At 64.9% G+C, this 3,387-nt stretch carries 5 protein-coding genes; all 5 read right to left on the minus strand.

Annotation, left to right across the window (positions count from 1 at the left end; genetic code table 11):
* The coding region (locus ACIPIA_RS12675) for a MerR family transcriptional regulator (RefSeq protein ID WP_400510051.1) at positions 1-320 on the minus strand (320 nt) is incomplete at its 3' end.
* A 35-nt stretch (positions 321-355) separates the two neighbouring features.
* On the minus strand, positions 356-670 hold the full coding sequence (locus ACIPIA_RS12680; RefSeq protein ID WP_055726295.1) for an integration host factor subunit alpha: 315 nt from the start codon (positions 668-670) through the stop codon (positions 356-358).
* 188 nt (positions 671-858) lie between these two features.
* The gene (locus ACIPIA_RS12685) at positions 859-1,836 is read right to left on the minus strand and encodes a beta-ketoacyl-ACP synthase III (RefSeq protein WP_400510054.1); all 978 of its coding nucleotides are present in this window, start codon (positions 1,834-1,836) and stop codon (positions 859-861) included.
* A 12-nt stretch (positions 1,837-1,848) separates the two neighbouring features.
* A complete protein-coding gene (gene plsX / locus ACIPIA_RS12690) occupies positions 1,849-2,907 on the minus strand; it encodes a phosphate acyltransferase PlsX (RefSeq protein ID WP_400510056.1) in 1,059 nt (352 codons plus the stop codon).
* A 114-nt stretch (positions 2,908-3,021) separates the two neighbouring features.
* On the minus strand, positions 3,022-3,387 hold a 366-nt coding region (locus tag ACIPIA_RS12695), incomplete at its 5' end, for a YceD family protein (RefSeq protein WP_400510059.1).

Here is a 3,387-nt window from a genome sequence, read left to right on the forward strand (position 1 = left end):
GGAGCCTCGGCGGCCGCAAGCGCCCCGCTGGCCGCGCCGATCGGCGCGCCCCGTCCGATGGCCTGGACATGGCGGGGCCCCTGTTCCTTCAGGATGCGCTGAAGTCCCTTGATCGTGTAGCCTTCGCCGTAAAGCAGGCGCCGGATGCCCTTGAGCAGGGCGACATCGTCAGGGCGGTAATAACGGCGTCCGCCGCCGCGCTTCAGCGGCTTGATCTGGGTAAAGCGGGTTTCCCAGAAACGCAGCACATGCTGAGGGATGTCGAGGTCCTCGGCGACCTCGCTGATCGTTCTGAAGGCATCTGGGCTCTTGGTGTCCAATTCGGCCTCTGTTTCGCCGGCGTGGAACTCCAGACTCACTCAGTCTCACCCTCTCCACTCTGCCCGTTGATGCGGGCCTTCATCACATTCGAGGGCTTGAAGACCATAACCCGACGCGGCTCGATCGGAACTTCAACGCCCGTCTTGGGATTACGCCCGATTCGCTCGCCCTTGTCTCGCACGACGAAGGAGCCGAACGATGAAAGCTTCACATTTTCGCCGCGTGCGACCGCATCGCAGATCTCGTCGAGCACCGCCTCGACGAGCTTCGACGATTCCGTCCGCGACAATCCGATCTTCTGATAGACAGCCTCGCACAGATCCGCGCGAGTGACCGTTTGCCCCGCCATTCATATCCTCCAAGGCGTATTGCAGGCATCGGCGGCGACCGCCGGCCTTTCGCCATTACGGACGGCGGACGCTAGGCGCCCGCGCCGCGCGGGTCAATCCTCAAGCGATGCCGTAAAGCCGGCTTGCGTGAAGAATTGCCCGAAATGGCACCAAAAACATCACAATTTGAGCGTTTTTCGCCCCGGTGTCACCAGCGGATCAAGGCTGAGCCCCAGGTGAAACCGCCGCCCATGGCTTCGATCAGGACGAGTTGGCCGGGCTTGATGCGGCCATCGGCATGCGCCTCCGCCAAAGCCAACGGGATCGAGGCTGCCGAGGTGTTGCCGTGGCGGTCCACGGTGACGACGACATGGTCGTGGCTGATGCCGAGCTTGTCGGCCGTTGCGTCGATGATGCGCCGGTTGGCCTGATGCGGCACGAACCAGTCGATGTCGGCACCGGAAAGGCCCGTCTGCGCGAAGGTGTGGCGCACTGTCTCCGCGAGATTGGTCACCGCGTGGCGGAAGACCTCCTTGCCTTCCATGCGCAGGAAGCCGACCGTCTTGCTCGAGCCCGCGCCGCCATCGACGTAGAGCTTGTCCTTGTAGCGTCCGTCCGAGCGGATATGGGTCGTAAGGATGCCACGGTCGGAGAGCGTGCCTTCACCCGGCACGGCCTTGAGAACGACGGCGCCGGCGCCGTCGCCGAAAAGTACGCAGGTGGCGCGGTCTTCCCAGTCGAGGATGCGCGAAAAGGTCTCGGCGCCGATTACCAGCGCGGCCCTTGCACCGCCCGTCGTCAGGAACTTGTCGGCGGTCGCCAGCGCGAAGACGAAGCCCGAGCAGACGGCCTGCACGTCGAAGGCCGCGCCGCCGTTGATGCCGAGCGCCGCCTGAATCTGGGTCGCGGTCGCCGGGAAGGTATGGTCCGGCGTGGCCGTCGCCACGATGATCAGGTCGATCTCCGACGGGTCGATGCCGGCGTCTGCGATTGCAGCCTGCGCGGCCCTGAGGCCGACGATCGAGGTCGGCTCGTCATCGGCGGCGATATGGCGCTGGCGGATGCCGGTGCGCTGGACGATCCATTCGTCGCTGGTATCGACCTGCTGGGCGAGCTCGGCATTGGTGACGATGCGGGCGGGCAGATAGGAGCCGCAACCGACGACTTGTGAGCGCAGAATTGACAAGGAAACCGTTCCCTATTCGGCGTCGGCCGGCTGCGCAACCGGCAGCTCGGGGCGCGTGCTTGCGGCGACCATCTCGCGGACCTTCGCCATCAGATCTTCCCGCGCCATTTCATAGCCGAGTTCGGCGGCGCTGGCGAAGCCAATAGCATCGGTGCCGCCATGGCTCTTGATGACGATGCCTTCCAGCCCCAGGAAGACGCCGCCATTGGACTTGCGCGGGTCGAGCTTCTCGCGCAGGGCCGCGAAGGCGCCGCGCGCAAAAATATACCCGATCTTCGCCATCAGCGAGCGGCTGATCGCCGCGCGCAGGTAACTCGTGACCTGGCGCGCGGTGCCCTCGGCAGTCTTGAGAGCGATGTTGCCGGTGAAGCCTTCGGTCACCACCACGTCGACGGTGCCCTTGCCGAGGTCGTCGCCTTCGACGAAGCCGTGATAGGAGAGATGGGGCAGGTTGCTTTCGCGCAGGATGCGTCCGGCTTCCTTCACCGCCTCGACGCCCTTGATCTCCTCGACGCCGACATTGAGCAGCCCGACCGTGGGGCGATCCAGATCGAGTACGACGCGGGCCATGGCGGCGCCCATTACGGCGAGGTCGACGAGATGGCGGGCATCGGCGCCGATCGTGGCGCCGACATCGAGCACGATGCTTTCACCGCGCATCGTCGGCCAAAGGCAGGCAATCGCCGGCCGGTCGACCTGCGCCATCGACTTCAGGCAGAATTTCGACATGGCCATCAGCGCGCCGGTGTTGCCGGCCGACACGGTGACATCGGCTTCGCCGGTCTTGGTCGCGTCGATCGCCCGCCACATGGAGGACTTGTAGCGGCCGTAGCGCAGGGCCTGGCTCGGCTTGTCGTCCATCTTCACCGAGACTTCGGTGTGATGGAACGTCGTTACCGCCTTCAGCTTGGGATGCTGCTCGATCAGCGGCAGCACTTCCTTTTCGTCGCCGAAGATCACGAAGCGAGCATCCGGTCGGCGCTCCAGCATCAGGGCAGCGCCTGGAATGACGACGGAAGGGCCGTGGTCCCCGCCCATCGCATCGAGCGCGATTGTAACCGGTCTTGTCATGGAATTCTGGTTTGTCCCGGGAATGGCCGACCTTCGATCCGGGGCGGCTCATGGCCGGCCGGACAATAGCGACTTGGGCGGATGCCGCAAGACATGCAAGGGACGGCGAGTGCTTCAGTCACCGCGTTTTAGCTTCGCGAGTGCCGCGAAAGGCGATTCTGCGCCCGGCTCGGCGGCCGGAGCCTCGAAGCTCACCCCCGGCTTGCGCGGATAGGGATCGAGCGCCAGCGCCAGGAATTCGAGCGTGACACCACCAAGATCGATGACGCCGTCGATGATCGGTTCCGGCGGGTCGTCCTCATTGAGCAGGACTTCGATGTCGATTTCGGCATCGTCGCGCTCGGCGCGGCGCGAGGCGGCTTCGATCTCCTCCTCGGGCGCGAAGTCGAGCTTGACCGGAACGTCGAGCTGAACCGGAAAGGCGTCGAGCGTCACGACGCAGGTCTGGTGCAATCGCGCCAGGATGCGGCCTTCGAGTTT

The organism is Allobosea sp. CER48, from assembly GCF_044752385.1.
In the GTDB taxonomy this organism is placed as follows: domain Bacteria; phylum Pseudomonadota; class Alphaproteobacteria; order Rhizobiales; family Beijerinckiaceae; genus Allobosea.